Annotated in this window: 20 protein-coding genes and 1 pseudogene; 2 read left to right on the forward strand and 19 right to left on the reverse strand. The window is 51.8% G+C overall.

Annotated features, from left to right (window positions below):
• Positions 1–110: 110 nt before the first annotated feature.
• The 3 genes from GL2_RS18735 to GL2_RS18745 form a co-directional block, all read right to left on the reverse strand.
• Positions 111–1,013 carry a 5'-nucleotidase gene (locus GL2_RS18735; RefSeq protein ID WP_143732257.1) on the reverse strand — a complete coding sequence of 301 codons (903 nt, stop codon included), beginning with the start codon at positions 1,011–1,013 and terminating at the stop codon, positions 111–113.
• Positions 1,013–1,693 (reverse strand): TetR/AcrR family transcriptional regulator, encoded by a 681-nt coding sequence (locus GL2_RS18740; RefSeq protein ID WP_143732258.1) that lies wholly within the window; start codon positions 1,691–1,693, stop codon positions 1,013–1,015. Before GL2_RS18740 ends, GL2_RS18735 begins: the two co-directional genes overlap by 1 nt.
• 123 nt (positions 1,694–1,816) lie before the next feature.
• The gene (locus GL2_RS18745) at positions 1,817–3,106 is read right to left on the reverse strand and encodes an FAD-binding oxidoreductase (RefSeq protein ID WP_143732259.1); all 1,290 of its coding nucleotides are present in this window, start codon (positions 3,104–3,106) and stop codon (positions 1,817–1,819) included.
• A gap of 230 nt (positions 3,107–3,336) precedes the next feature.
• On the opposite strand from GL2_RS18745, the gene GL2_RS18750 reads away from it, so the two are divergent.
• Together GL2_RS18750 and GL2_RS18755 are read left to right on the forward strand one after the other, a co-directional pair.
• Positions 3,337–4,671: a glutamine synthetase family protein gene (locus GL2_RS18750; RefSeq protein ID WP_143732260.1), complete on the forward strand. Its 1,335-nt coding sequence runs from the start codon at positions 3,337–3,339 to the stop codon at positions 4,669–4,671.
• 432 nt (positions 4,672–5,103) lie between these two features.
• Positions 5,104–7,230 (forward strand): M4 family metallopeptidase, encoded by a 2,127-nt coding sequence (locus GL2_RS18755; RefSeq protein ID WP_143732261.1) that lies wholly within the window; start codon positions 5,104–5,106, stop codon positions 7,228–7,230.
• A gap of 112 nt (positions 7,231–7,342) precedes the next feature.
• On the opposite strand, the gene GL2_RS18760 is transcribed toward GL2_RS18755, so the two are convergent.
• From GL2_RS18760 to acpP, 16 genes and pseudogenes are all read right to left on the reverse strand, one after another.
• Positions 7,343–9,001, reverse strand: a complete 1,659-nt coding sequence (locus GL2_RS18760; RefSeq protein WP_197736479.1) for a sodium:alanine symporter family protein — start codon at positions 8,999–9,001, stop codon at positions 7,343–7,345.
• A gap of 110 nt (positions 9,002–9,111) precedes the next feature.
• On the reverse strand, positions 9,112–10,137 hold the full coding sequence (locus tag GL2_RS18765; RefSeq protein ID WP_143732262.1) for a D-cysteine desulfhydrase family protein: 1,026 nt from the start codon (positions 10,135–10,137) through the stop codon (positions 9,112–9,114).
• Positions 10,138–10,544: 407 nt separating this feature from the next.
• Positions 10,545–10,877 (reverse strand): preprotein translocase subunit YajC, encoded by a 333-nt coding sequence (gene yajC, locus GL2_RS18770; protein ID WP_143732263.1) that lies wholly within the window; start codon positions 10,875–10,877, stop codon positions 10,545–10,547.
• A 111-nt stretch (positions 10,878–10,988) separates the two neighbouring features.
• Positions 10,989–11,435: a helix-turn-helix domain-containing protein gene (locus tag GL2_RS18775; RefSeq protein ID WP_020415217.1), complete on the reverse strand. Its 447-nt coding sequence runs from the start codon at positions 11,433–11,435 to the stop codon at positions 10,989–10,991.
• A 420-nt stretch (positions 11,436–11,855) separates the two neighbouring features.
• Positions 11,856–12,332 carry a thioredoxin-dependent thiol peroxidase gene (gene bcp, locus GL2_RS18780; RefSeq protein WP_143732264.1) on the reverse strand — a complete coding sequence of 159 codons (477 nt, stop codon included), beginning with the start codon at positions 12,330–12,332 and terminating at the stop codon, positions 11,856–11,858.
• Between the two features lie 71 nt (positions 12,333–12,403).
• The gene (locus tag GL2_RS18785) at positions 12,404–13,021 is read right to left on the reverse strand and encodes a DUF2244 domain-containing protein (protein ID WP_232053684.1); all 618 of its coding nucleotides are present in this window, start codon (positions 13,019–13,021) and stop codon (positions 12,404–12,406) included.
• 85 nt (positions 13,022–13,106) lie between these two features.
• Positions 13,107–14,087 carry a malate dehydrogenase gene (locus tag GL2_RS18790; protein WP_143732265.1) on the reverse strand — a complete coding sequence of 327 codons (981 nt, stop codon included), beginning with the start codon at positions 14,085–14,087 and terminating at the stop codon, positions 13,107–13,109.
• A gap of 132 nt (positions 14,088–14,219) precedes the next feature.
• Positions 14,220–14,846, reverse strand: a complete 627-nt coding sequence (locus GL2_RS18795; RefSeq protein ID WP_143732266.1) for a dUTP diphosphatase — start codon at positions 14,844–14,846, stop codon at positions 14,220–14,222.
• A 28-nt stretch (positions 14,847–14,874) separates the two neighbouring features.
• Positions 14,875–15,651 (reverse strand): TatD family hydrolase, encoded by a 777-nt coding sequence (locus GL2_RS18800; RefSeq protein WP_143732267.1) that lies wholly within the window; start codon positions 15,649–15,651, stop codon positions 14,875–14,877.
• A gap of 7 nt (positions 15,652–15,658) precedes the next feature.
• Entirely contained in the window at positions 15,659–16,012 is a 354-nt protein-coding gene (locus GL2_RS18805) for a PilZ domain-containing protein (RefSeq protein ID WP_020415211.1), read from the reverse strand.
• 126 nt (positions 16,013–16,138) lie between these two features.
• Complete coding sequence (locus GL2_RS18810; protein ID WP_143732268.1) at positions 16,139–17,161, reverse strand: DNA polymerase III subunit delta'; 1,023 nt, start codon at positions 17,159–17,161, stop codon at positions 16,139–16,141.
• Positions 17,162–17,246: 85 nt separating this feature from the next.
• Positions 17,247–17,866: pseudogene (gene tmk, locus GL2_RS18815) on the reverse strand (dTMP kinase).
• A 5-nt stretch (positions 17,867–17,871) separates the two neighbouring features.
• Entirely contained in the window at positions 17,872–18,933 is a 1,062-nt protein-coding gene (mltG, locus tag GL2_RS18820; protein WP_143732269.1) for an endolytic transglycosylase MltG, read from the reverse strand.
• The gene (locus tag GL2_RS18825) at positions 18,930–19,700 is read right to left on the reverse strand and encodes an aminotransferase class IV (RefSeq protein ID WP_143732270.1); all 771 of its coding nucleotides are present in this window, start codon (positions 19,698–19,700) and stop codon (positions 18,930–18,932) included. The genes mltG and GL2_RS18825 overlap by 4 nt, the downstream gene beginning before the upstream one ends.
• A 49-nt stretch (positions 19,701–19,749) precedes the next feature.
• The gene (gene fabF, locus GL2_RS18830; protein ID WP_143732271.1) at positions 19,750–20,991 is read right to left on the reverse strand and encodes a beta-ketoacyl-ACP synthase II; all 1,242 of its coding nucleotides are present in this window, start codon (positions 20,989–20,991) and stop codon (positions 19,750–19,752) included.
• Positions 20,992–21,182: 191 nt separating this feature from the next.
• A complete protein-coding gene (acpP, locus tag GL2_RS18835; protein WP_143732272.1) occupies positions 21,183–21,419 on the reverse strand; it encodes an acyl carrier protein in 237 nt (78 codons plus the stop codon).
• Between the last annotated feature and the right edge of the window lie 49 nt (positions 21,420–21,468).

The following is a 21,468-nucleotide window of genomic DNA, read 5'->3' on the forward strand; positions in this document are numbered from 1 at the left end:
GAATAGCAGCGAATCAAAGTCCGGGCCAACAGGCAGATGAATATCCGGTGAAGAGTGGCAAGTGTCAATCGACTTTGGGAATTCTGTCCCATTCTGGCGGAATTATTTGATCAGGCCTCTGCATTGGCGATACCGTGAGGCACGTGGCCTGTTGCCACATGTTCAGCGGCTGAGGCGCAATGTGTAGGTTGATCATCAAAAAAGACATCTGCTCCAAAAGCACGCAGAAACTCCCCCTTTGGCAAACCTCCCAGGAACACCGATTCATCCACGCGGATATTCCAGGCTCTCAGTGTACGAATCACCCTCTCATGAGCCGGTGCAGATCGAGCCGTTACCAAGGCCGTACGAATAGGGCAGGTATCCAGACCGAATTCTGCCTGGAGCTTTTGCAGAGCCTCAAGAAAACCCTTGAATGGCCCGCCTTCCAGGGGCTCTTGTGCTGAAGCGCGCTCCGCCTCGGTGAAAGCGGCGAGCCCGTCGCGTTTATAAATTTTCTCCGCCTCGTCAGAAAAAATAACGGCATCACCATCAAAAGCAAAGCGCAACACATTATCCCGATGCGCTCGGCTACCACCCGCCACCAGGGTTGCAGCAGCCACGCCCTGCTCAAGTGCACGGCGCACATCCAGCCCATCTGTGGACAAAAACAGATTGCAGCCAAAGGGGCCGATATACCGGTAGGGGCTCTCACCATTACAGAATGCCGCGCGGGTAATATCCAGACCGTAGTGTTCGATGGAATTAAACACCCGCAGTCCGGTATCGGCACTATTGCGGGATAGCAGAATAACTTCGACCCGGGGCTCCCCTCCAAGCAGCTCATTGATTTTTAAAAACTTCTCCACCAGAGGAAAGGCATCACCCTTTTCCAGCACATCGTTCTCCCGCTCAACCTGATAACGGGAAAAGGCCTGCAATCCCTGTTCCTCAAATACCCGATGACTTTCGCCCAGGTTAAACAGCGCCCGTGAAGAAATAGCAATTACCAACTTATCCGGTCGAGCAGCCATCAGGGCGCCTCCACATCATTCAGCCCCGCCGGCCTGTTATCGTTACGCCGCTCATTGAGTATGACCAACAGCATCTGCCGTAGATCTTCCAGGGTACGTTGAGCGCGCTTTTCCGCCTGATTAATCACTACCAACAGCAAGGCATGACAAGTCTCCAGCGCAAGCCTCCCAAGGCGGTTTAATTCATTCGGTGGACACTTAAAGCCAAGGCGCCGGTAGATTTCCACCAGATGGCTGATAACCAGCGCGTTATGACGCTTGTCCAGTTCATGCAATTCAGGAATCCCCCACATAGCCTGCACCAACGGCAATAACCCGCGCTGCTCGCGATATACGCCCAGTAAGCAACCACTAAAGTCATCAATGAACCTCTCGAGAGATATAGTTTCCAGGTCCCGCTGTGCCAGCTCATGCATAGCTGTACTGATACTGGCAAGCCACTGCTCACCCATGGCATAGAGTATCGCGTGTTTATTGGGGAAATAGTGATATAGGGAGCCCACAGAAATATCCAGCTCGCGAGCGATCAAAATTGTGGTTAAATCATTGAGTCCAACCTCTTCGAGCAAGCGCGCTGTGACATCGAGGATCTGGCGGGTCCTCTCGCGAGCACGGGCCTGCACAGGCTCACGTCTGGCAGTAAGCTGACTTTTACGTTTTCGCTGCTCGGCATTGGACAAACTTGGATTCCTGCATTTCAGTAGCTGGCATTTTACCGCCAAAGGCTATGCCTGTTTTCGTTTAATTTAGGACTTATGCCTCTCATCTACTGACAATTTCGAGTGGGACAAAACTCCTCGGGGTCATCGCCCAAACTTATCCAGCAAACTGTGGTAGAGCATTCCCAACACAAGCCCCGGCCAGCGCATCAAAGTACCACCGGGAAAGGTGTCTGTTGGTATCCTGGCCATAATATCGAAGCGCTCTTCAGTCCCGGCAATCACTTCCGCGAGGAGCTTTCCTGCAAAAGTAGCTGTGGGAACACCATGTCCTGAGTACCCCTGGCTGTAGTAGACGCCAGGTTCCAACCTGCCCATATGCGGCATGCGGTTCAAGGTGATCGCCAGGGTACCTCCCCAGCCATAGTCGATACGAGTTTTCTTCAACTGCGGATAGACTTTCAACATGTTTTTACGCACGAACCCCCGAATATCAGTGGGAAATCGGGAAGTGTAATTTTCCCCGCCGCCAAAAATAAGACGGTTATCTCCAGAGAGCTTCCAGTAATTGATAACAAAGTAGGTATCCTGCACAGCGTGATCATTGGCAATCAATTCACGCGCCAAAGGCTCAGGCAACGGTTCGGTGGCGAGTACAAAATTATTAATTGGCATAATTTTGCCAGCCATGCGCGGCTCGAGATTTCCCAGGTACCCATTGCAGGCCAATACAATATTTTGCGCCCTGACCCGCCCCTTTGCAGTCACGGCCTCACAGGGGCTCCCGCCCCGGTAGCGCAAAACTCGACTGCGCTCATAAATTTTAACCCCCATCCCGGCACAAGCCCCGGCCACCCCCAGAGCGTAATTCAAAGGGTGCAAGTGCAGGGAATCGCTATCTATCTGCGCTCCCAGATAACGTTCAGAGCCGACAATTTCCTGTACTCCCTGTTCATCAACATAGCGGACGCCGCTATAGCCATACCGATCCTGTAATAACTCCGCCTCCTCACGTAGGTAATTGTCATGGCTGGGCTTAGCCGCAAGGTGCATAATTCCGCGCTTGAGGTCGCACTGGATTCCGTGTTCCATGATCAGCCGCTCGACCAGCTGCACCGCTTCAATACTGAATTGCCAGAGGCGCACCGCAATATCATTACCAAACATATCCTCCAGATCGCTCTGGCACCGACGCTGCCCCACACCCACGTGACCACCATTTCGCCCTGACGCCCCCCAGGCTACTCGCTCCGCTTCAAGGACAGCCACTTTGTAGCCTCGCTGGGCTAGGTGCAATGCACTCGAGAGGCCGGTATATCCCGCGCCAATCACACAAACATCTACTTCGACATCCTCATCCAATTGCGGGTAATCCAGAGCCATATTGGTGGTCGCCGCGTAATAGGATTCCGTATGTCCATCCAATGCTTTCATTGGCGCAGCTCCTTGAGCTTACAAGACCAGTTAAAGGTCTTTGATTTAGCGGGTTATTAACGGCGCACGACTGAATAATAATTCGGCTTTTTGCCATAATCAAAGTTTGCCCGCCACACTATTCAGTAATGCCCACCCAGCAAAGGATGTACCTTACAACAGCGCTTACAGGCGCCAAAGCATATACTGAAGCAACTCCCAGGCAGGGTCATATTAGCTAAAGGATTACGATGGAAAAGATTACCAGGTGGCTTGCCGAGCACAACATCGCCGAAGTGGAGTGCCTGGTACCCGACATGTCGGGAAATGCCAGGGGGAAGTTTACCCCGACAGATAAGTTCCTCACCCAGGACAGCCGCCTCCCCGAAAGCATCCTGGTCCAGACTGTTACTGGCGACTATGTCGATGAGCACAATGAACTTGTTGACCCAGCTGATACTGACATGCTGCTGGTCCCGGATCCCGATTCTGTTCGTCTAAACCCATGGGCCAACGACCCCACTGCTCAAATTATTCATGATTGCTATACACGAGATGGTCGACCACATCCGATTAGCACACGGAATATCCTCAAATTTGTTCTAGAAAAATATTCAGCAAAAGGGTGGAGGCCAATTGTTGCACCGGAAGTAGAATTTTACTTGATAAAGCGCAACCTGGACCCGGATGAAAAACTATCCGCTCCTGTAGGACGCTCCGGCCGTACAGAGAAAACGCGACAGTCATACAGCATTGACGCGGCCAACGAGTATGAACCCATTATTGAGGACATGTATGATTTTTGCGAAGCGCAAGGTTTGGATGTGGATACTTTAATTCACGAATCCGGAACCGCCCAGATGGAAATTAATTTTTTGCATGGAGATCCGTTACTACTCGCCGACCAGGTCTTCACTTTTAAACGCACAGTGCGCGAAACCGCCTTGCGCCACGGAATTTATGCGACCTTTATGGCCAAACCGATGGAGGATGAACCCGGCAGCGCACTGCACCTGCACCAAAGTGTTGTTCATAAAAAAAACGGGAAAAATATTTTTGCGGATGATAGCGGAAAAGAAAACAATAATTTCATGCATTTTATTGGCGGCATGCAAAAATACACCCCTGGATTCATCAGCTTTTTTGCCCCAAATGTAAATTCTTACCGGCGCTTCACCCCCGAGATGGCAGCGCCAACCAGCCTGCACTGGGGTTACGACAATCGCACCACAGGATTACGGGTTCCAGATAGCTCTCCCCAGGGAAAAAGACTTGAAAATCGCTTTCCCGGTGCAGACTGCAATCCTTACCTTGCCATCGCTGCCTCTCTCGCTTGCGGCTACCTGGGAATGATCAATAAGGTGGCGCCCAGCGCACCCTATCAGGGCGACTGTTCCAAAGAAACCATCACTTTACCTCGCACACAGGAACACGCGCTAAATCTTTTATTGGAGTGTGAAGAAGCGGCTGAAATGTTTGGCAGGAAATTCGTAAAAGCATGGAGTGCAATAAAACGTGATGAATATGAAAAATTCAACAGAGTAATAAGTTCATGGGAAAGAGAATATCTTCTCCTTAATGTGTAAACCTCCACCAGAAAAATGATCACAAATCTCTCTTAAAAATAATAATTAACTGGCGCTCTACTCGTTCAGCAGGATTAATTACACGCATCTTTTGGATTTCCCCGGCAGGATATTAATTGCTGATTTGTGACTACCTGAGCAAAAATATCGAAAACAATTCAAATATATAGGTTTGTCATCACCTTTTTGTTGCCACTATGCGTACGCAAGGTAATCTCAGGTTGCCCGCTAATATCGGGTAACAGGTTTGAGAAAGCGTGCGTCATTACCGTAACTGCGGCCCTACCCTTGACGCCCGGCCATCTTCTGCTGTCTTACCGTACTAAAAGACCGGCCGTACCGAACAGCCAGATTTATTGTGAAAACCCTCAAGGATTTCCTCGGCTCCGGGCATCCGGTTTCATATAAAAAGTAATATAGGGAAAGCTAGCAATGAAGCATCTAATAGGAGTTACCTGCACTTTAGCCCTGGCTATAAGTGCCCAGGCAGCCGATCGCGTCCCCGCGACCCCGGATATGCTCTCGTCCCAGACACTGACCGCCACGGCGGGGTCTGATATGGCCTTGGTAAAAGTCCGTGAACGTACTCTCGGAAATGGTAAAACGGTTGCCCGCTACCAACAGACCCACAAGGGTATTCCTGTTTGGGGCCAAACCGTCACCAGCTCCGGCCAGGGCCTGATTACAGAAATGCATGGCAACGTCCTCACCGGACTGGAGCTTGAGGTCCCCACTGTGCGGGCGACAATCAATGCCGATAATGCTTTAGATCGCGCCATGAGCCACCAGATCACTCAGCGAGCCCAGCAGGGTATTGTGCAGGGAGCTCTCTCTGTCCCTGTTCTGAAACTGGAAGCCAAGAACCAGAAAAAAGAACTCTACGTCTACATCAATGAACAGGATGAGGCTCGCCTAGCCTACCTGATAAATTGGGTTGAATATGGAGAGGAGCCCAAACGTCCGTTCTACTTTATTGATGCAATGACTGGGGAAGTCATCAAGCACTGGGACGGCCTGACCTTCCAGGATGCCCAGGGCCCCGGTGGCAACCAAAAGACAGGTCGCTATGAGTACGGCACGGACTTCCCTTCCATGGAAGTTGATAACAATTGCCGCATGGATACCGCAAATGTAGAAACAGTGGACCTTAACCACGGCACTAGTGGCGGCAGCGTTCACCAGTTCACCTGCCCCTACAATGATCACAAGGAAATCAATGGTGCCTACTCACCGCTAAATGATGCCCACTTCTTCGGTAATGTAGTCTTCAATATGTTTAGCGACTGGTACAACACCTCGCCACTAACTCAGAAGTTGCGCCTTCGCGTACATTATGGCAACAGTTATGAAAACGCCTTCTGGGATGGCAGCCAGATGACCTTCGGTGATGGTCTCAACACCTTCTATCCACTGGTCAGCCTGGACGTTACCGCACATGAGGTCAGCCACGGCTTTACCGAGCAAAACTCAAATCTTGAGTACAGTCGTCAGCCTGGAGGCATCAATGAAGCCTTCTCCGATATCGCAGGTGAGGCTGCTGAGTACTTTATGACCGGTAGTAACGACTGGCTAGTTGGAGGACAAATATTTAAAGGCAATGGTGCCCTTCGTTATTTTGAAGACCCCACTCAGGATGGTAGATCTATCGGGCATGCCAGCGACTATTACGATGGCCTGGACGTTCACTATAGCTCCGGTGTGTACAACCGCGCTTTTTACCTGCTCGCCAATACCAGTGGCTGGAATACCCGCACAGCTTTTGACGTCTTTGTGCTCGCCAACCAAATGTACTGGGGCCAGTACTCTGACTATGATGAAGCCGCTTGTGGTGTGGTCTCCGCAGCAGAGGATTTAGGCTACAACTCTTCAGATGTTACTGCTGCATTTAATACTGTCGGCGTTACCTGTGACGATACCCCTCCTCCCCCTCCCGGCGAATTGGAAAACGGTCAGTCCGTGGATGGCCTATCTGGCGGCTCTGGTGATGAACTTCACTACACCATGGAAGTCCCAGCAGGTGCTACCGGCCTGAGCTTCGCCATGTCTGGCGGTAGTGGTGATGCAGACCTCTACGTGCGTTTCGGCGCGGCTCCAACTACCTCCACCTACGACTGTCGCCCATTCAGTGGTGGCAATAACGAGACCTGTGATATCGACGATGGTGATGTGCAAGCCGGCACCTACTATGTGATGGTTCGCGGTTACAGCTCCTTCTCAGGCGTAAGCTTGGTAGGTAGCTTCACCGGTGGCGGCGGCAACTCCGGTGGCTGGGAAGAAACCAATCTATCCGGTTCCTCCAATGCTTGGCAACACTTCACCTTGGAAGTGGATAGCGGTATGTCAACCCTGAATGCAGTTATGACCGGTGGCAGTGGCGACGGCGACCTCTATGTACGCTACGGTTCAGCCCCTACCCGCAGCGACTGGGATTGCCGCCCATACAAGTGGGGTAATGATGAAAGCTGCAGCATCAGCAACCCGCAGGCTGGCACTTGGCACATCAGTATTCGTGGCTACGAAGCTTACTCAGGTGTGGCGCTCAGCGCTCAGGCAGAATAAGCTTTTCTTCTGAGCAATTCCCGGTTTGGCTGCCATACCAGTCAGGCCGGGTATAAAAAAGGCAGCCCCTTGGCTGCCTTTTTTAATTCAGGATTTTCCCCGAGCCATCACACTACTTATGGCTGGGGTCCTTCCAGTAATCCTTTACTGAGTCCTTCATCTCCTTCGCCAGCACCGTAATACCAAACAGGTTAGGCAAAGTCATAATCACAATGGCTACTGCAGAGAGATTCCAGATTACGGTCGTATCCTCAATTGCAGCCCAAAAGAAGGCGATCACATATACAATCCGGTATGGCATAACCGCCCTGGGACCAAACAGGTAAATCATGGAGCGGTCGCCATAATAGGACCAAGCAATCGCAGTGGAAAAGGCAAACATCAGAATGCCCAAAGTCACAATCAGGCCACCATACTCCCCAAAGAAGCCGCGCTGGAAGGCCTTACTGGTAAGTGCGACTGAGTGAACCAGGGATTTACCCCAAATATCCACATCTTCATTGGTAAACTTGCCATCCACCACATTGAGGACACCGCTGAATTGGTCATCACCCACACGGAAGTCTAGATCTTCAGCAATGGAGCGTGCATGAATCAGAGTAAATTCCTGTGCATTCAGCGGATGGCCATCGGTCACAACCACCGAGCCATTATAGGGTTTCACGTCGCTCGGCTGGCTGCTGAGGTAATTGAACAGCTGTTTGACCTGTTCCGGATTTTCTTCGATATAGCTGCCAGCAACCACATAAGTATCCGCACCCTCAAAAAGGTTCTCATGCTTTTCAGTCCAAACACCGGATGAAAGGATCACCAAACCAGTCAGCGTACAAATAATGATCGTATCGATAAAGGGCTCAAGCAGGGAAACCATACCTTCAGAAACAGGCTCATCTGCACGTGCCGCGGCGTGGGCAATTGGTGCCGAACCCTGCCCCGCTTCGTTGGAGAAGAGACCCCGGTTTACACCACGATTGAAAGCGTAAGCAAAGCTGGCGCCGAGGAAGCCTCCAGCTGCAGCACTGCCATTGAAGGCATCTCGGAAAACAGTAGCAAAGGAAGGGATAATATTTTCGATGTTATAGAAAATCACCCCCAGAGCACCGATCACATAGATCAGGGCCATCGCGGGAACAATGGTGGAAGTCACCTTGGCAATCCGCGTAATACCGCCAATGATCACCATACCCAGCAAGATGGCCAGCACACCACCGGTCAAAGCTTTCTCGATTCCGAATGAATCGTGCATCGCCTGGGCGATATTGTTCACCTGCGGAAGGCTTCCGGTACCAAACGAGCAGATCACCGTAGCAATGGCAAACAGAATTGCCAACCACTTCATATTGAGACGGCGCTCCATATAGAACATGGGGCCACCAGCATAGTAACCATCCGCCGCTTTAATACGATACTTGTGTGAAAGGGTGACTTCGACAAACTTGGTTGTCATACCGAGGAAGGCAGTCATCCACATCCAAAATAATGCTGCCGGCCCTCCCAGGAAAATAGCGAGGCCTACACCACCGATATTACCGGTACCAACGGTACCGGAAAGCGCTGTGGCCAGAGCCTGGAAGTGAGAGGTATCGCCAGGGTCTCCGGGCTTGTCGTACTTGCCTTGTACAATTTTGATCGCGTGCCCGAAGTAGCGAATTTGCGGGAACCCGAGATAAATGGTGAAAAAGAAACCTACTCCGAGCAACACCCAGGGAAACCAAGGTGCCGAACCGAGCATACCATCCAATGACAGCAACAGTTGATTAAAGAAATCCAAACTAACCCCCCACTCCTCTGACTTAATTCTGATTGTTTTATATACAGCTGTAGCCGTAATTTTGTTGCGCAGGTTAGCAGCTTACGCAGCAGTAGAACAGTAATGGGGGACTAAACCCGCTGAAATGGAAAATTTTGCCGATGGGGAAATAAGGCGAACTGCCCGCCAGTATGGACAAAGATCAAGTTATGACAGCCAACGTACTTACCATTACTCAGATCCTGTAAAAGTCCATGAAAGGCTTTTCCGGTATAGACCGGATCTAGTAAGAGTCCTTCAAGCTTCGCCACTTCGGAAATTGTTTGATAGATCGCAGGGTCCGCCTCACCATATCCGGGCCCTATATGTTTCGCGTTCACATGAACCTTCAGGGACTTCAGGTCGATATCATTCCCAGTCAAGCCTTTCCAGTGACGAATATCTTCGCGAACCTTATCCTGAAAGTAACCTGCGTCATCACACACCGCGTATCCAGTAACCCCGGCTTTAACCTGGAGCAACCTGCAACCGAGGGTCAGTCCTGCCTGGGTTCCCCCACTGCCAGTAGCGCAAACTATATGCTCGGGCTCAAACCCCAGAGTATTGCAATCCTCTATTAACTCCCGTGCAGCTGCCAGATAACCCCAGATGCCCAGGCCATCGCTGGCTCCAGTGGGGATACCAAATGGGCGGCGACCCCGCGCAAGGTACTCCTCGCGCCACTGAGTAAAAATCCGGCTTAAATTTCCAGCGTATTCTGAACGCGGGTAGATTGTAATTTCCGCACCAGCGAGATGATCCAGCAACAGATTCCCATCCACTGCCACATCACTCTCGCCGCGCAGCAACAAATGAACCTTAAGCCCAAGGCGGGCGCCAACAAGGGCAGTGGTGCGGCAGTGATTGGATTGAATACCCCCGCAGGTGATCAGGGTGTCGCAATCCCTTCTGAGAGCCTCAGCAGTAACAAACTCAAGTTTGCGCAGCTTGTTGCCGGACATTCCGGATTCTGTCAGGTCATCCCTTTTTACCCATATCTTCGGCCCATTAAAAGGAAAAGAGTAGAGTTCACTAACTCGGTCGAGGGACTGTAAAGGAGTTGGCAAGTTGGCTAAGTGCAGGCGCTCAGGTAGTTTGACTGGCAGGCTCTTGGGCAAAACAAACTCCACTTCAATTGATAGAATCGAAATTAATAGGGGTCCGCCAGCTCTTTCCTACCTTTATATTTGCGAAGTCAGCAGGAGTTCCAAGTCCCTTTATAAACCAACACCATTTCGACGGTAACAGGGCTAATCACAGTTTGCGGCCTCAATTCTCAGATAATTCTGGCTCCCAAAAAACATGGAGACATAGCTGGGTAAAAAGGTCGCGATTTACGTAGAAAGATCTACCTTTGTGAAAACACTGGGTTCCCTGCTATTCCCAACCAATATTCCATGTAGCCATTTACCTGCATTTTTTCCATTGATTAAAGATTAATCACCCGCTGGCGGCATCAATAAAAAAGCCCGGCAATTACCGGGCTTTCCTGCGAAGCAGCTGAAAGATCGAACCCTGGGGGCAATCAGATCTTTTTAATCGTGCCTTTCGGCAAAACTGCGTGAACTGCCACTTTCTGGAACTTCAGGGACATATTGTCTGCAACTTCCAGCACGATGTAGTCTTCATCCACTTTGTCCACGCGACCCAGCATGCCGCTGCTCATTACAACTTCATCACCTTTTTTCAGGGCACCAACCAACTCCTGGTGCTCCTTCTGGCGCTTGCGCTGAGGGCGGATAATAAAAAACCACATGAACGCGAACAGGCCTGCAAACATTAACAGGGTTATCATCGGATTACCCTGCGCTGCTGGCGCCGCTTCCTGTGCCATCGCAGAGGGAATAAAAAAGCTCATGCAAAACCTCAAAGAGTCAGCCTATAAAATTGCCGCCAACTCTAACGGGTTTGCCCCGCTGAGGCAACGGATCGGGCCGATCCAAAAAGGATCGACCAAACCAATTTCCACTTAAAAGCGCTGGCGAACCTGGCGGCGATAGCCAGTAGGTGACATACCGGTCCAGCGTTTAAAGGCGCTGGTGAAGCTGGTTCTGTCTGAAAAGTCCAGAATTCTTGAGATTCCATCGACACTGAGCGCGGTATCCTTGAGGAAGTGCACCGCATGGCGAAAACGTACGTGATCGCGCAGCGAGGCAAAGCTCAGGTTGTGCTCCTGCAAACGACGCTGCAGGGTCCGGGTGGACATGCTTAAGTCGGAAGCAACGGGGCGAATTGCGAGGGAGGCCTTGCCGATGCGCTGCTCAAGCACATCGATCACCCTGGCAGCAATGCCAAAGCTGGTAGCCTCCGGGGGAGCCAGCAGCTGGTCGAGAATATTCGGGTCACCGGATATCCTGGCCTGCTGAAGGGATTTATCTTCAGAGAGCGAAGTCTGGTCGGGCTGAGTATGGTTCATCGAGCTGCTCCTTTTGAGTTCCGTGAGCCGCAGTTATTTTTCTATGTCCGCATCCAGCGAATCCCGGTTGCCCCTGCCCACACCAACACACCAACTTCTTCGGTGGACTACTACTCGATGCGGGATGCACCAAAAACAGACATCGAATCCTTCACAGAGATGTACAATTTTTAAACTAACCGCTCCGGCAATACCCCTCAGAGAATAACTCTTTCGCCGGCGCACCTTTCCTTTACAACGACCAGTATAGACCAAGAATTGAGAATGCAAGGGGCGACAGCGGTTTTTTTCATCTTATTGTGCTGTATAGGGCAGAAACGCATGGTTATAGCTCTCGTTTTTTCCGCCCCGGCCTGACCTTGGGGAGCGGGGACAGCTCACAAACGAGCTCCCCATCCTAGCGCCCATTGAGTTCCAAAATCAGTCCAGGTTTTCTTTAATCCAGTTGAGCACATCTTCACTGTGGGTCTTGGTTTTGACCTTATCGATGATATGACATAGGCGGCCACCCTTATCGATGACAAAAGTGGTTCTGATCAGCCCCACATATTCTTTGCCCATAAATTTTTTCAGGCCCCAGCAGCCATACTTATCAGCAATTTTGTGATCTTCATCAGACAGGAGATCAAAATTCAGTTCATGTTTGTCGATAAAACGCTGCAATTTGGCTTCCGGGTCCGGGCTGACTCCAAGCACTACAGTATCGAGTCTCTTAAACTCACTCTCGCTATCGCGAATGCCGCAGGCTTGGGTAGTGCAACCTGGCGTCAGCGCTTTCGGGTAGAAATACAGCACTACATTAGCCTTGTCTCGAAAATCCTTGAGCGAAACCTTCTCACCACTTTGGTTTGTTAGAGTAAAAGCCGGTGCCAGATTGCCAATTTTGGGAAAAGCCATTAGAGATCCCCTGGGGAGTTGTTGTAAATAATGCGGGGATTATATCGAAAAGTGCTTAACGGGACGCCATATCAAAACTGGCGCAGGTGAAACTCCTGCTCTTTACGCGCAGCGATGCCTATCCGCCCTAGCTTCTGCACCAGGTCGGCCTTCTCCGCATCTGTGAGGAACTCCCCCACTTCCAAGCAACCCTCAGGCCCACTAAAGCTCACTTTGGCTGGCTCGGCCGAACTGGCTCCCATGCGCACCAAAAGTGCCAGCTTCTCACGGGAAAACTCTCGATGGTAAACACTTTGCTGCCTAAAGCCTTTACAACAGTCAAGTACCACCCGCTCGTCATTGATACGTATTACTTCACGACGGGTACCCTCAATACACACATAGGCGAACAACACTGCAAGCAACAGTATCTCAAGGCCGGCGAACGGCAGAATCATCCAGGCTCCAGCAAAGGCGAAGGCTAGGCTGATACCCAGAGAAACTGCCACGAGAGAGAAAAATACCCATAAGTTGCCAGAAACCGACAGGGATTGGTTTGGCTGCAAGAGAATACAGGCGCATCGAGAGGAGTGGCGGCCGACTTCTGTGACCATGGCAAACGCTTCCGGCAAATACTTACAATCAGTGTAGTGCCAGCGCCACCAGCCCACATGTGCATGGCGACCCATCGGTTCAGCTCTTTGTAACATAGAGGAAACACCATAAAAAAACCCGCACAATTGTGCGGGTTTTTCAGGTTGGCCAGCCTGCCACCAGGCTGGCCTATCAATGCGCTTATGGCAGCAGATGCGCCACTGCGTCGCGCTCTTCCGCCAGCTCCTGCTCAGTGGCAGACATTTTCTCGCGGGAGAATTCACTGATATCAACACCTTGTACAATTTCCCAGTCGCCGTCTTTACAGGTGCAGGGGAAAGAGTAAATCAGGCCTTCCTGAATGCCGTAGGAACCATCGCTGTATACAGCCATGCTGGTCCAATCGCCTTCAGCAGTACCCAGCGCCCAATCGTGCATATGGTCAATAGCAGCGTTAGCCGCAGATGCGGCAGAAGAAGCGCCACGTGCCTTGATGATTGCTGCACCACGTTGCTGGACCGTCGGAATAAAATCGTTCTCGTACCAGTCCTGCTCCACTTTATCCATAGCCGGAGTACCAGAAACTTTTACCTGGTACAGATCAGGGTACTGAGTGGAGGAGTGGTTACCCCAGATAGTCATGTGGGTAATGTCATTAACGCTGGACTCAGTCTTGTTGGCCAGTTGCGACAGGGCGCGATTGTGGTCCAGGCGAGTCATAGCGGTAAAGTTGCGCGGATCCAGGTCCGGTGCATTGCGCTGGGCAATCAAAGCGTTGGTGTTAGCAGGGTTGCCAACAACCAGTACTTTTACATTGCGCGAGGCAACATCGTTCAGGGCCTTACCCTGTGCGGAGAAGATGGCTGCGTTGGCTTCCAACAGATCCTTGCGCTCCATGCCCGGTCCACGGGGGCGTGCGCCCACGAGCAGGGCATAGTCGGCATCTTTGAATGCAACAGTAGCGTCATCGCTCTGAACAATACCCGAGAGCAGCGGGAAAGCGCAGTCTTCGAGCTCCATGGCTACGCCTTTCAGCGCCTCCAGCGCTGGAGTAATTTCCAACAACTGCAGAATAACCGGTTGATCTTTACCCAGCATTTCACCGGAAGCGATACGGAACAGCAGCGAATAGCTGATCTGACCGGCGGCGCCGGTAACAGCAACACGAACAGGTGCTTTCACGATAGTTCTCCTCGTTTGTAAGCGGCCGCATTATAGGGCTTCGCGAGCAAATTTCACCTCAAGCAGAGAAATTACCGGCTCAATTTGTTTAACAGAAGCCTCTGACATTCGGCCGGTACGCACAAAGGCAGATTATGCCAGTGCAATTTCCCGATAACGTTCTTGCAGTGAGCGGTAAACCTGATCACTGTAATCTTCAGCTGAGGGATCGAGCTGCCCGGCGATTTCAGCAAGATGCTCATTGTCTTCACGGCCTGCCCAGTTTTTCACATAAGTGCCGTCTTTGTAGCCGTTATCCTGACGGAATCGGTTGAGTACATTTTTACCGACATAGCGCTGATAAAGCTCAGCAAAGGACATCTCCACATCAGCGAGTAATTGCGCAAATCCCACCAGATCAAACTGCTTACTAGCCAGGGTGTTGAGAGTGAAGGATTCCAGGTTCTCACGAAATTCTCCCGGCATACGCTGCCCTACTTCCAGTTCACCCAGCATGGTCGCAGCCACTTGCTCAGGAGACCCCTGCTGCAACTCCAGACTGAGACCAAAATGCCAAATATCCACCAGCTCCAGTTTTACCTGATCTATTTCCGGCTGCTGTTTTTTCCACCACTTCCAACCGTAGTGATCCAGTAGCTCGGCACTTTCCACCCAGATAGCGCGATACCAGGCAAAATTCTGGGCCCGCCAGTTTTCATTAACTACTGTATTAATTTTATCCTGCAGGGTCAGCATGACCTGCAACTGCTGCTTCATCATTGGGGTGCTTCCTATAGTCGGGATCAGGTTAAGCTGCCCGAGGGAATAATCTGAAAAAGTTTTCTGTGGTAATTTCGGCCAGCTGTTCGTATGGGATGCCCCTCAGCTCGGCGATAAATTCCGCCACTTCGCGCACATAGGCTGGAATATTGGCCTTTCCCCGGTAAGGGACCGGTGCCAGGTAGGGTGAATCAGTTTCCACAAGCAAGCGATCGAGTGGCAGCTTGCGCGCTACATCACGCAGCTCCTCGGCATTCTTAAAAGTGACAATACCAGACAGGGAAATATAGTAGTTGAGATCCAAGGCAGACTTTGCCATTTCCCAACTCTCAGTAAAACAGTGCAGGACCCCGGCAGTCTCCAGATTACCATGTGCGTGAATCAGCTTAATTGTATCTTCACGTGCGTCACGGGTATGTACGATCACTGGCAATTCCGCACGCCCGGCTGCCTGCAGGTGGGCAATAAAACTCTGCTGCTGAACTTCTTTGGTTTCCGTACTGTAGTAGTAGTCGAGACCAGTTTCCCCCAGTGCAACCACATTGGGACGCTCACCCATTAAAATTAATTCATCCACTCCGGCCAAGCCGGACTCTACATCTAGCGGATGAATACCTACTGAGCAGACAACATCCTTATAGCGGGAAGCAATTTCAACAACGGCATCAGCATTATCAAGACTAATGCCAACACAAAGGAATTTACCGACACCGCGACTACGAGCCAGGTCGAGCACCGCGTCGAGATCGCCATCAAATTTATCGAGCTTTAATCTGTCCAGGTGACAGTGGGAATCTACGAGCATGTGAGAGTTACAACGTGTGAGTGGGTCGGCTGGACTCCAGTGTGCCAGCCAAATAAGTTTCTATCTTGTTTTGGGCAATATTGTCTTTATCGCCAAATTGAACGCCGATTCCCGGTGTGCGATTTCCTTGGGCTCCATTCGGCGTAATCCAGATCACCTTGCCAGCGACTGGAATTTTTTCCGGTTCATCCATCAGACTTAATAGCAAGAACACTTCATCGCCAAGACTGTAGGATTTGTCTGTACTGATAAACAAGCCCCCATTCTTCACAAAAGGCATATAAGCTGCGTAGAGAACAGATTTGTCCTGGATCTTCAGCGATAGGATGCCATTGCGGGCACCGCCTCCCATGGCTTTCATGCTCAACCTCAATGTTTTTAATGTTGCGCTAACTTATCTGAGCGCACTGATTCTGTCCAGAAACAGCGCTTTTCTGTATTTTTGCGAGAAATCAACAGTAATTTCGCGCCCCTTTGTAGGTGATTGCTAAACAGCAAAAAGCCTCGCCCAGCGAATCATCAACTCCTCGAGCAGCAGACGGCGATTAGGATTGGCCCCGCTCGTCAAGCCCTTACGCGCTTGTAACAGATGGTCGTAAAAACCAAATAGCGGGCGCAGGCTTTCCTCGCCAACACCGGGCAACCGCTGTAACAACAACATCAATTGACTGTCACCGCTTAAATCGCAACTGCGCACCTGGGCCATTTGCGTGATCCACTGCTGCCAAAAATGCAGAAGCTGCCCCAAGCTCGTGTGTTCAGGGGGCATTTCCCAGCGCCCAGCTGCTGTAACCGCACTGGCGCCTCCTTCAGCTACGCGGGTAAGTTCGTTCAAAAACTGCTCGCGCACCTCGCTGGCATCAGGCTTTGCCAACCTGGCGGCCAACAATGGAGCACCTCCAGAAAGGGCCAGGGCTCTCCGCGCCTGCTGCTCCTCCAAACCGTGATCATGCAGCCACTGCAGAGCCATCCCCTCCGCTGGAGAAGGAAAGGCAACTGACTGACAGCGGCTACGAATCGTGGGTAACAGTCCCGCTGGAGCATCGCTGATCAGCAGGAAAATAACCGATGCTGCCGGCTCTTCAAGATTCTTTAGCAAGGCGTTAGCCGCATTAATATTCATCGCCTCTGCCGGCGCTAACCAAACCAGCCTGGCCCCGCCGCGGCCACTGGTGCGCGAGACAAAATCACCCAGTTGGCGAATTTGCTCCACTTTCAGCGGAGAGCCGACTTTCTCTGGCTCCACGCGCAGGAAATCAGGGTGGGAACCCGCCTGCCACAAACGGCAATCTTTACAGCTTCCACAAGCTTGCCCATCTCTAGGTTGCCCGCATAGTGCCAAAGCAGAAAATGCCTCGGCAAAAGCGCGCTTACCCAGGCCCGCCTGGCCCGTCAACAATAAAGCATGCGGGCAGCGTCCCGCCAGCCACTGCGCACCGAGGCGCTGCCATTGCGGGGCCTGCCAGGGCATCAATGCAGGGATTGGAGTATGTTCAAAAGTTTCAGACACTGACTATCGCCAAGTTTGTAATCCGGAAAATGATCTTGGAATCGTCGAGCCCGGCACAGCAAATGCAGAGCGGATACCCGATTAGTTACAGTAGGTGTTCCAGCTCCCGACCAAGATCCTGCTGGACGCGGCCCAGCGATTGGCTGGCGTCGACAATAGCATAGTGGGATGGCGAAGCCTCCGCTCGCTCGCGATAGGCGTCGCGCACTCGATGAAAGAAGGCAAGATGCTCACTTTCGAAACGGTCCGCGGCGCCCGTGCGGGCCGCACGCTGTAGACCAATTTCGGGATCGAGATCTAAAAGTAATACCTTGTCGGGGCGAAGCTCCCCCTGTACTGTTTTTTCAAGCTGCTCAATCAATGACCTATCAAGCTGGCGCCCACCACCCTGATAGGCGTAAGTGGCATCGGTAAATCGGTCACAAATCACCCACTCACCACGATCCAGTGCCGGCACAATAACCTGGGCTAAGTGCTGGGCACGGGCAGCGAATACCATCAGTAGCTCAGCGGTTGGGTCCACAGCCTCTTCACGTTTAGCCAGGAGTAATTCACGCAACTGCTCAGCCAGTGGCGTACCGCCAGGCTCGCGAGTTTGAATGAACGGGATATTACGATCTGTTAACCACTGGGTAATAAATTGCAGGTTGGTGGATTTACCAACCCCCTCACCCCCTCCAGGGTTATAAATTTTCCGCGCGACACTATCTCTAATTTCCTTTTGCCGGACTTGAACGGTAATCCGCTCGCCTTTTCAGCTGATACTCCCGTACCGCACGGTTGTGCTCTGTCAGAGTGCTTGAAAAATGGTGGGAACCATCCCCCTTTCCTACAAAATAAAGGCTTTTACCCGGTTTCGGATTCAGCGCCGCCCTAATCGCCGCACGTCCCGGCAAAGCAATCGGCGTAGGGGGAAGACCATCGATCACATAGGTGTTGTAGGGGGTTGATTGGCGCAGGTGTGCGCGAGTGAGGTTACCATTGTAATCCTCTCCCAACCCATAGATTACAGTAGGGTCGGTTTGCAGCCTCATACCCTTGTGTAAACGACGGACAAAAACACCAGCAATTTCGCTGCGCTCAGAGGGCTGTCCGGTTTCCTTTTCGATCAGCGAGGCCATAATCAGCGCCTCATAGGGAGACTTATAGGGAAGGTCATCCCCCTTGGCCTGCCACTCCTCTTCCAAAACCTGCTGCATGCGCTCATAAGCTTCACGCAGGAGTTCAATATCAGTAGTGCCGGAGCGGTAGACATAGGTATCGGGGAAAATCCACCCCTCCACAGCGCCCTCTTTCAGACCCAGAGCTTTGGCCGCAGCTCTGACAGTTCTGCCCGCCTCAGACTTTACTATGTTCTGCCCGGCCCTGATTCTTTGCAGTGCCTGGCGGAAAGTCCAACCTTCTACCAGCGTTACCCGGTAACTGGTGACCTCACCCCGATGTAGGCGGGCGATCAGGTCCATAGCGGTACTGCCATGGGGCACCAGATATTCTCCAGAATGGATATTGGTCTTGCCTTCCCAGTAGGCATAAGCGAGCAGCAAGCGCGGCCAGCTGATTATCCCATCACGCTTCAACTGCTTAAGCGTCCTAGAGAGGCTACTGCCTTTCTCTACCTGCAACTGCAAGCCGTCTTCCTGCAGCTGAAGAGGAGTCGCCAGAGCTGCTTGCAACATCCATACGGATGCCGCCGTCAGCAGGCACGCCAGCAATATTCCTCCAAAAAGGATCTTCCCCAGCGTTCCAAGGAAACCGGACCGTTTTTTCTTCACCACAATGCTTCCACGATCAACTGCTGCAACCTCCGTGCACCGGCCCCAATCGGCCAACTTTTATAGCCAATAATCTCGACAACGGGTAATACCCCACGAACGCTATTGCACAGGATAACTTCATCGGCCTTACAGAGCGCCTGGAGATCCATGTCCCGCGTCTGCCACCGGGTATGACCAGAAAGCCAGTTCAACATAACACCTTGAACACCACATCTGCTCAGATCTGGAGTCACCCAGGTATCGCCAAAGCGCGCCAGCAAATTGCAACGCAGGCTTTCAATCACCCTGCCCGAACTATCAAACATCAAGCCATCGAGACGCTTACCCTCAGGAAGCTCAGCTCGCGCTGCATTATATCGGCTGCGGGCCAAAAATTTGCAGCCCAAGTTCTTAGTTTTCAAAACCGGCAAATTAGTCCTGCACGGATACAAATGAACACCCAGCTCCACCTCAGGAGCCTGTAGCAGGGGCAGAAAGGACAGATCCCAACACTCATCCCCATCAAGAAAACCTACCCGAAGCCGTGCAATAGCTGCACTTTGGCTACATTTAGGGGCCAGTTGTGCGATACAACTATCAATTTCAGAAAGAATTACCCCACTTACTACGCAGCTGCGTATCAGTCGGGATCTGTGCAATGGCCACAACGGCAGACTTCCGTTGTGACAACGCATGGTTTCGAGGATTCCATTTATATAGTCACCATCAGGCACCAGCTGGGTTGCCGGTTTCCCACAAAAATAGAATTGCGGTAACTTGGACATGCTCTCCTCGAGGCGGGAGTTGCCCGCCGAAATGGCGGGCAGGACTGGATCAGATTCGCTTGAAGATTAGTGACCCGTTAGTGCCACCAAATCCGAATGAGTTGGAGAGTACTGAATCAATCGCCATTGGCTGCGCCTCCTGGGGCACCAGATTAATACCAGCACATGCTGCATCTGGATCAACAAGATTCATCGTGGGTGGAGCCACCTGATCACGAAGCGCCATCACTGAGAAAACAGCCTCGATTGCACCGGCAGCACCCAACAGGTGGCCCGTCATGGATTTGGTTGAACTTACAGCCAGCTTTTCAGTGGCACCTGCAAAAATCTTTTGTACCGCCTGGATTTCCGCTTTATCCCCCAAGGGTGTGGAGGTACCGTGGGCATTAATGTACTGGATCGTATCGATGCTCACGCCAGCATCCTTGAGCGCATTCCGCATAGAAAGCGCTGCACCCGCACCATCTTCTGGTGGGGATGTCATATGGTAGGCATCACCACTCATACCAAAACCAGTCAGCTCAGCATAAATAGTCGCTCCGCGCGCCTTCGCATGCTCGTACTCTTCCAACACAAGTACTGCCGCGCCCTCGCCCAAAACAAAGCCATCCCGGTCTTTATCCCAGGGACGGCTGGCCGCCTTGGGGTCATCGTTGCGTGTGGAAAGCGCCCTGGCTGCACAGAAGCCGCCAAGCCCGACCGGCGTGGTGACCATTTCCGCACCGCCGCACACCATGACATCGGCATCACCGTACTGAATCGTACGCATACCGAGCCCCAGTGCGTGGGTACCAGTTGTGCAGGCAGTAGTCACTGCAAGGTTGGGACCACGCAGACCGTATTTAATCGACAGGTTACCAGCCACCATATTGATAATGGCGCCCGGTACAAAGAAAGGCGACACGCGGCGCGGCCCCTTCTCGGCAATCAACATTGCGTTGTCTTCGATGGCCATAATGCCACCCATGCCGGAACCGATACAGGTTCCCATACGCTGGGCACCCTCTTCACTCACCTCAAGGCCACAATCCTGCATTGCCTGGATACCCGCAATCAGACCGTATTGCAGAAACGTATCCATCTTGCGCGCATCTTTTGCAGGCATATAGGGAGTGGGATCGAAATCTTTTACCGTAGCGGCAAAGCGGGTTGAAAAAGCTGAAACATCAAAGGTTTCTATCGGGGCTGCGCCATTGGCCCCCTTCAGAATGCCAGACCAAGTCTCTCCTACGGTGTTACCCAAAGGGCTGACTACACCCATTCCGGTTACAACAACTCTTCTGTGCGACACTGCGGTCCCCCCGAAACTCTTGCTGCCGCTGTACTCCCCCAACACAGTGAGGGAGACCACATTCGGTCAGCGGTCACAATTCCATAATGCTCATAAAAAGAGAGCCGCGCTATGTGACATAGAACGGCTCTCAAAATCGCTTGGCCACGCTCAGAAACTAAACTGCTCGCGCCTAAACTACCCAGCAGGAATTAACCAAGGTTGTCCTTGATGTAATCCATTGCCAGCTGAACGGTAGTGATTTTCTCAGCTTCTTCGTCGGGAATTTCAGTTTCGAATTCCTCTTCCAAAGCCATAACCAGCTCAACTGTGTCAAGTGAGTCCGCGCCCAGATCTTCAACAAAAGAGGCTTCAGCCTTAACGTCTTCTTCCTTCACGCCCAGTTGTTCAGCAACGATCTTTTTAACGCGCTCTTCAATGCTGCTCATGATTCAATTTAACTCCTAGTGGGTAAAAATCTGTTTTAGTCGCTATTGT

The sequence above is a fragment of the Microbulbifer sp. GL-2 genome, from assembly GCF_007183175.1.
Classification (GTDB): Bacteria; Pseudomonadota; Gammaproteobacteria; order Pseudomonadales; family Cellvibrionaceae; genus Microbulbifer.